The organism is Haladaptatus sp. (genome assembly GCF_049589095.1).
In the GTDB taxonomy this organism is placed as follows: Archaea; Halobacteriota; Halobacteria; order Halobacteriales; family Haladaptataceae; genus Haladaptatus.
On sequence record NZ_JBAWAC010000194.1, the window covers coordinates 1 to 6,072 of the forward strand.

At 63.5% G+C, this 6,072-nt stretch carries 4 protein-coding genes and 1 pseudogene; 3 read left to right on the forward strand and 2 right to left on the reverse strand.

From position 1 onward, the window contains the following. The first annotated feature begins 119 nt into the window (after window positions 1–119). Together WBV42_RS06425 and WBV42_RS06430 are read left to right on the forward strand one after the other, a co-directional pair. Window positions 120–1,754 carry a BCCT family transporter gene (locus tag WBV42_RS06425; protein ID WP_423985293.1) on the forward strand — a complete coding sequence of 545 codons (1,635 nt, stop codon included), beginning with the start codon at window positions 120–122 and terminating at the stop codon, window positions 1,752–1,754. Between the two features lie 64 nt (window positions 1,755–1,818). After that, a complete protein-coding gene (locus WBV42_RS06430) occupies window positions 1,819–3,156 on the forward strand; it encodes an aminotransferase class III-fold pyridoxal phosphate-dependent enzyme (protein ID WP_423985294.1) in 1,338 nt (445 codons plus the stop codon). Between the two features lie 16 nt (window positions 3,157–3,172). On the opposite strand, the gene ilvA is transcribed toward WBV42_RS06430, so the two are convergent. Both ilvA and WBV42_RS06440 read right to left on the reverse strand, forming a co-directional pair. Further along, window positions 3,173–4,477, reverse strand: coding sequence for a threonine ammonia-lyase (ilvA, locus tag WBV42_RS06435; protein ID WP_423985295.1), 1,305 nt, complete (start codon window positions 4,475–4,477; stop codon window positions 3,173–3,175). Further along, complete coding sequence (locus WBV42_RS06440) at window positions 4,474–5,754, reverse strand: amidohydrolase (protein WP_423985296.1); 1,281 nt, start codon at window positions 5,752–5,754, stop codon at window positions 4,474–4,476. The genes ilvA and WBV42_RS06440 overlap by 4 nt, the downstream gene beginning before the upstream one ends. A gap of 130 nt (window positions 5,755–5,884) precedes the next feature. On the opposite strand from WBV42_RS06440, the pseudogene WBV42_RS06445 reads away from it, so the two are divergent. Continuing rightward, a pseudogene (locus WBV42_RS06445) lies at window positions 5,885–6,072 on the forward strand (D-2-hydroxyacid dehydrogenase); the annotation flags it as partial.

A 6,072-nucleotide genomic window follows, 5' to 3' on the forward strand; every position in this document is an offset into this window, starting at 1 on the left:
CTCATGAGATACAAATCGTGCAACCGGAACGTGTGCAGACCGATGAATCGGCCGCTGAAGACACGGGTTGAGCGACCCGAACTACCGTCGCCGTACGTACGAAACGGAGGTGGGGTGAGATGAGCCAGTCCGACGGGCAGGGGGTCGTCTCGGAGTTCCTTGACGAAATCGAACCGACGATTTTCGTGTTCGGTGCCGCTATCACGCTGATTTTCGTCGTCGCGTTCGTGTTGAATCCGTCCGGCTCATACGACTACGTCCTAGGTATAAAGAACTGGATTCAGCAGTACTTCAACTGGTTCTTCCTCTTGGTGATGTTGGCCTTCGTGCTCTTCCTCGCGTTCCTCATCTTCGGCCCGTGGGGGAAACTCAGGTTGGGTGACGAAGAACCGGAGTACAGCTACCTCTCGTACTTCGCGATGATGTACTCCGCCGGACTCGCGGCGGGAATCGTCTTCTGGGGTCCGGCCGAATCCCTGAGCCACTTCGCCGAGGTTCCACCGTTGTACGACGCGCCACCGAAATCCGCGGCGGCGATGCCCATCGCGGTGGAGTACGCCATCTTCCACTGGAGTCTCACCCAGTGGTCCTGTTTCACGGTGATGGGCCTCGCCATCGGTTACTTCGTGTACAACTACGACGCCCCGCTCCGGGTGTCCGCCGTACTGACGCCGATACTCGGTGCCGACAACGTTGACGGGTACATCGGGAAGACCGTAGACATCCTCGCGGTGTTCGCGACGCTCGGCGGCGTCGCCACGTCGTTGGGATTCGTCGGAAGCCAGTTCATCACGGGCCTCGACTTCCGGTGGGGTATCGCACTCGGTGACGTCGGAACCATCCTCATCATCACCGGCATGACCGTGATTTTCACCGCCTCACTCATTCTCGGCGTCAACAAGGGTATCAGGTGGCTCTCGAACTTCAACATGGTGCTGTTCTTCCTGGTGATGGTCGCCACCCTCATCTTCGGCCCGACGTTGCGCATCCTCGACCTCGGAACGCAAGCGTTCGGTCGGTTCGTCACCGACTTCTTTAGGATGAGTCTCTACACGCAGGCGTCCCAGCCACCAAGTTGGGATAGATGGGTCAACCAGTGGACCGTCTTCTACTGGCTGTGGCCCCTCGCGTGGTCGCCGTTCGCGGGGCTGTTCATCGCCCGCATCTCGCGCGGACGGAGCGTCCGCGAAGTCGCGTTCGCCGGAATCGGTGCCACGTCGATGGCGACCGTCCCGTGGTTCATCATCATCGGCGGGTCGGCGGTCATCATGCAGAATTCCGGTGTCGCACACATCCTCGGCCCCATCAACCAGTACGACGCGTCCGTCTCTGGATTCGTCCTGTTCAACGCGATACCGGTCATCGGCCCGCTCCTGCTCGTCGCCTTCCTGATTTTGGTGACGACGTTCTTCGTCACCTCTGCCGACTCCTCGACGTTGGCGGTGTCGATGATAACGACCGGCGGGAAGGAACACCCCTCGTCCATCAACCGTATCTTCTGGGCGGTGGCACAGGGCGCGGTCGCGTCCATCCTCATGGTCGTCGGCGGCGTCGAAGCGCTGCAATCCGCCGCGATCATCACCGGCGCTCCGTTCGCGATCATCTGTCTCCTCGCCATGCTCGGCCTCGTCAGAACGTTCCAGAAGGAGTCCGGTGGCGTGCTCCTTCAGGACCGCACGAAGCTCATCGGCGCGCCGACGTCGAGGGAGGAGACTGCGGACAAACCGACCGTGGCCGGTCAGGACGACGACTGATCGGTGACGGTCGTCACCGCTTGACGATAACAAGTTTTAATAACGGGATATACGAACATTGTGTATGGATAGGGACACGGCATACCCCGACGTGGCCGCACTCCCCGGTCCGAACGCGGAACGGTGGATCGGTTTTCATACCGAACACGCGGCACCGAGCGAGTTCTCACACGAGTTCGTCTGGGACATCACGGGCGAGTCGCACGGCCCGTTCGTCTCTGACGTAGACGGCAACGTGTTGCTCGATTTCACCTGCCACATCGGCGCGGCACCGCTTGGCTACAACAACGAGAAGATTCTCGGCAAACTGCGCGAGTTCTCACTGGTCGAACCGATGAAAATCGCCGGGCAGGACATCTATTTCGGCGATGGCCCGGACCCGAAAACGGCGGAGTTCCCCGCGTCCAGCCACCTCATCGAGAAACTCGTCGACGTTTCCAGCCAGTACGGAATGGACACCGTCTTCCTCTCGAACTCCGGGGCCGAGGCGATGGAGAACGCGATGAAGATCACCCACGACCACAACCCGGCCGCGAAGTACGCCTACACGTTCGACGGGAGTTTCCACGGGCGAACGCTCGGCACCCTCTCCATCACCCGCTCGAACGAGGTGTACACGAGACACTACCCCGAAATCGCCGGGGTTCGAACCGTCCCGTTCTGTGACGCACACGACGGTAACGATTCCTGTGACTGTGGCTTCTTCACCGGCAACGGCTCACAGCTACGAAATTCCCTCCAACCCGAAGGCGGCCACGTCAACCCCGACGAGGTCGCGTTCATGGTCATCGAACCGGTTCAGGGCGTCGGCGGGTATCGATTCCCGAGCGTCGAGTTCATGGAGGAAGTGGGCGACGTCTGTTCGACGTACGACATCCCGCTCGTCGCCGACGAGATCCAGTCCGGCGTCGGTCGCACGGGGAAGATGTGGGCCTCGGACCACTATCCCATCGAACCGGACGTCATCGCCAGCGCGAAGGCGCTTCGAACCGGTGCGACCATCTCTCGGTCGGACCTCTTCCCGGCCGAGAAGAACCGTCTGGGTTCGACGTTCGGCGGCGGCGACCTGCTCGCGTCGATGCAGGGAACCTTCACGCTGGAGGCCATCGAGGAGTACGACCTGCTCCACAACGCGACCGAACGCGGGCGGCAGGCCAAGGAGTTGCTCCGCGACGCCGCACCGACACACGTGGAGGACGTGCGGGGCAAAGGCCTGATGCTCGCCGTCGAGTTCGACACGGCGGAGCGCCGCGACGCCGTCGTTCAGGCGGCGCTGGAACGGGGACTCCTCACGCTCGGCTGTGGAAAGAAAACCATCCGGCTGCTTCCGCCGCTGGATTCGACCGAGCGTGAAATCGAACTCGGCATCGGGATTCTGAACGAGGCCATCGCGGCAGTCTGAACGAACGACGAACCTTTTATCCGTCGAGGCTGTCGTTGACGACCGCGATTCCGTCGCGGTGATCCAGCGCCACCAACAGGGACGAAAGCTGTTTCGGACCGCTCCCCGCCACGCCGATTTTCACCGGCGTCCGGTTCGGCTCGTCCGCGTTCGTTCGGCGCGTACGCTCCAGTTCCTCCAGTTCCGCACCGTGGTTATCGACGGTATCCGTAAGCGTCTCCAGACCGCTCGGCCAGTCGGCGACCGAGAGGTTCGCTTCCGCGTAGCGACCGAGTTCCATTCGGCCGGTACGCGTGAGTTCGGCGTGCTCGGCGAGGTTCACGTTGCCGCCGGAGACGACGACCGCGACGTGTTCGTCCGCCACGTCCACTGCACCGGAGCACAGCGCCGCGAGCGGCGCTGCGCCCGCGGCTTCGACCACGGTTTTCGCCCGCTCGGCGAGCAGGGTCACGGCGACGCTCATCTCCCGGTCGGTGACGCTCACTACGTCGTCCACGCGCTCGCGGACGACGGCGAAGGTCTTTTCGAGCAGGCGCGTGTCGGCGATTCCCTCCGCGACGGTGTCCACGTCCGGCAGTTCGTGAATCTCGTCCCGTTCAAGCGATGGCTTGGCGTGGAACGCCCCCTCGGGTTGGACGCCAACGACGCGGATGTCCGGGTCGTGTGCCTTGAGAACCGTCGCGATTCCCGAGATAAGGCCGCCGCCGCCGATTGAGACGAGGACGGTGTCCAGTTCCGGGTACTGTTCCAGCAGTTCGAGTCCGACGGTTCCCTGTCCCGCGATTATCGCCTCGTCGTCGAACGGGTGGACGAAGGTCAACTCCTTCTCGTCGGCGAGCGAGAGCGCGTGCTCGTAGGACCGCTCGTAGATGTCGCCCTCCACCACGACGTCGGCACCGTACCCGCGCGTCGCTTCTATCTTCGATGACGGCGTCACCTCGGGGACGACGATGGTCGTGTCGATGTCGAGCAATCCGCCCGCGAAGGCGACGCCCTGCGCGTGGTTGCCCGCGCTTGACGCGATGACGCCGCGCTCGCGCTCGGCCGGAGGGAGTTGCGCCATCGTGTTGTACGCGCCGCGACTCTTGAACGACCCCGTCCGTTGCATGTTCTCCAGTTTGAGTCCGACCGACGCCGCCCCGCTGCGCTCGGCAAATGTCGTCGAACGGTCGAGCGGCGTCCGATGGACCACCTCATCGAGTCGTTCCCGGGCCGCCTCCACGTCGGCGACGGTGACGATGTCGTCGGCCGTCGGTGGATCGTCGCCTGCCGGTGGGTCGTCACCCGCCGGTGGCCCGTCGCCCGTCCGCTCCGAGTTCATGGCCCGTCGTCCGTGACGGCGAGTATCGATTCGACCAACACGTCCACGCCGATGGGGAGGCTTCGCTCGTCCACGTCGAACGTCGGCGTGTGATGGCTCGTCGGGTGGTCCGTTCCGACGATGAGGTACGTGGCGAGGCCGCCGTCCTCCTGCACGCGTTCCATCAGGAACGTGGCGTCCTCGCTCGCGCCGAAGTCCGCGGACAGGAGCACGGACTCGACACCCTCGACGTCCCGCGCAACGTCCGCCACGACCTCGGCGAGTTCCGGGTCGCTATCCGCTCGGGGGGATTTGCTCCGGACGTCGATGTCCACGTCACAGCCGTGCATCTCGGCGGCGGTTTCGAGCGTCCTGTCCAATCGGGACTGCATGTACTCCATGAGTTCGGTCGTCTCGCCGCGTACTTCCGCCTCCACGTGTGCGAAATCGGCGATGACGTTGCTCGACGTTCCGGCCTCCGCCCGTCCGAGGTTCACGCGCGTCATCCCGTCCTCGTGGCGCGGAATCGCGTAGGCGTTTTGGATCGCTGTCCCAAGTGCTTGCATCGCGTTGTCGCCATCTTGGGGCGCTTTCCCGGCGTGGGCGGTCGTTCCCTCGAACGTCACGTCGACGTGGGACATTGCCAGCGGTCGCTCGATTCCGGCGACGACCTCTCCCGTTGGATGGTCGAGACCGACGTGGACGGCGAACAGGTAGTCCAGGTCGTCGGCAAACCGGCTTTCGGCCATCGGGTGACCGCCGCCGGACACCTCCTCGGCGGGTTGGAAGAAGGCGACGAACTTCCCGTCGAAGTCGCTCTCCGCGATGGCTTCGAGGGTGGCGAGTCCCCACGTCATGTGTGCGTCGTGACCGCAGGCGTGCATCGTCCCGTCCCTTTCGGACCGGAATCCGGCGTCGGCGGGGGCGTGGTCGTCCGCCGTCGATTCCTCGATGAACAGGCCGTCGATGTCGACGCGGAGGCCGACGACGGGTCCGGAACCCTGGTCGAGAACGGCGACGACGCCCGTGTTACCCCCGTCGATTTTTTCGAGAAGGTCGGGGTCGGCACCGCGTTCGAGCGCCCGTTCCTGCCATTCCTCGACCTCGTCGGCGTCCGGAACGGCCATTCGCTCGTCGCTGTCGTACACGTCGGTGCCGACGGCGAGTTCGTCGACGCCGATATTCCGAATTTCCTCCACAAGTCGGTGCGTCGTGTAGAACTCCCGCCACGCGGGTTCCGGGTACCGGTGGAAGGACCGTCGGACGTCCGAAAGTCGATCACGGATTGACTCTGCCATGCGTGGTACTGGCACGCCCACCCACTTAATTGTAAACGCATTCCGTTGACAGCGACTACACAAAAGGACTAATATGTGGCCCCACAATCGTTCGATTATCGATTCGCGTCACTCGACGCGGTGGTTTACCATGAGCGAAAACCCGGATATCGTCGTCCTCCGCGAGGGGACGGAAGGACTCTCGATGGAATCGTACGCCGAAGCGTTGCGCGAACGTCTCCCGGACCGAACGGTCGTGCACGCCAAAACGCCGAAGCAGGAACGCGAACTCGTCGCGGACGCGCGGGTCGTCACCGGCATCACGATCGAGCGGGACCT